This window comes from Leisingera sp. F5, assembly GCF_001593695.1.
The window spans coordinates 1-1,306 of the sequence record NZ_LUKH01001066.1 but is presented as its reverse complement, the minus strand read 5'-3'; the positions used below and the strand labels follow the sequence as shown (position 1 = coordinate 1,306).

At 64.3% G+C, this 1,306-nt stretch carries 2 protein-coding genes and 1 pseudogene; all 3 read right to left on the bottom strand.

Annotated features, from left to right (window positions below):
- Positions 1-382: pseudogene (locus tag A2I95_RS38915) on the bottom strand (tRNA 2-thiocytidine(32) synthetase TtcA); the annotation flags it as partial.
- Between the two features lie 55 nt (positions 383-437).
- A complete protein-coding gene (gene yidD, locus A2I95_RS38910) occupies positions 438-668 on the bottom strand; it encodes a membrane protein insertion efficiency factor YidD (protein ID WP_027257392.1) in 231 nt (76 codons plus the stop codon).
- Positions 669-822: 154 nt separating this feature from the next.
- Positions 823-1,248, bottom strand: coding sequence for a ribonuclease P protein component (gene rnpA, locus A2I95_RS38905; RefSeq protein ID WP_027257393.1), 426 nt, complete (start codon positions 1,246-1,248; stop codon positions 823-825).
- Positions 1,249-1,306 lie beyond the last annotated feature (58 nt).

Sequence of the window (1,306 nt, the reverse complement as noted above, 5' to 3'; positions counted from 1 at the left end):
GCACCTTGTCCATCACGATGGAATAGGTGTCCTGGTATTCGATCCGGTGCGGCACGCCCATCTTTTCCAGGAACTCCGGCAGCACCGTGGCCGGAAAACCGGGCTGGCCCTGATCCAGATTGCACGCCAGCAGATCCACCGGCAGCAACCCGCGCCATTTCAGCTCGTACAGTACCGCCAGCAGGGTATAGCTGTCCTTGCCGCCCGACAGGCAGACCAGCCATTTCGGGGTGCTGCCGTCTGCGCGGCGCTCCACCATGCCGTATTGGTCGATCGCCTCGCGCGCATAGCGCACGATGCGCTTCCTGAGCTTCTTGAACTCGGTGGTCGAGGGGGCGCCGGCAAACAGCGGGTGGATTTCGTCCAGATCATCATCAAGCATGGCCGCGCCCTAGCTGAGGAAGTGCATTTTGCCAAGAAAAAAAGGTGTTCCGGCGTCAGTTCTTGGTGTCCGGGACCGGGTCATAGCCATCGCCGCCAAGCGGATGGCAGCGGCCTATGCGGCGGACGGTGAGCCAGGCGCCTTTCACAGCGCCATGTTTTTCCAGTGCTTCCAACGCGTAGGCCGAGCAGGTGGGCTGGTAGCGGCAGTTAAAACCGACCCAAGGGCTGAACAGCAGCCGGTAGGCGCGCACAGGCAGGGCGAGGATATGGGCCAGGGGGGTCATGCGGATTAGATAAGGTGAGCTGCGCCGCATGGCAATGAGGGCAGCGCCCTCCCGTGGGGAGGGGCGGGCGCTGTCCGGCCTATCGGCCGGACGAACGGCATCCATAGTGGCACGGACTTCCCGCGGGCATGCGCGGAGCCTGGTTTTTGCTGGCTTACTGGCCGTGGATCTTTTTCAGCGCATAGATCAGATCGCGCTTCAGCTCCTCAAACGGGCGCTGGGCGGTCTCCACCGCGCGGCCAATCAGCACGTAATCCCAGCCCGGGCGGCCATGCGCGGGAAGAATCATCCGCGCGGCCTCGCGCAGCCGTCGTTTGGCGCGGTTGCGGGCAACGGCATTGCCGACCTTTTTGGAGCAGGTGAAGCCCATCCGGATACCGGCGTCATCGGCACGGTTGCGGCCCTGAACCATCATCCCCTTGGTGCCCTGCTTGCGGGCAGGGGAGCGGGCACAGGCAAGGAAATCACGGCGCTTGGCCATGACCTCGATCTTTGGCGCAACAGCTGCGCAAACGGACACCGCCGGAGGCGTGTCCCCTCGGGCAGCAGTGCCGTCCTTGGGGGCCTCCGGCGGTGTCATGTCCGTCAGAACGGGAACTGAGCTTATGCGCTCAGTTCTTTCCGGCCGCGGGCGCGGC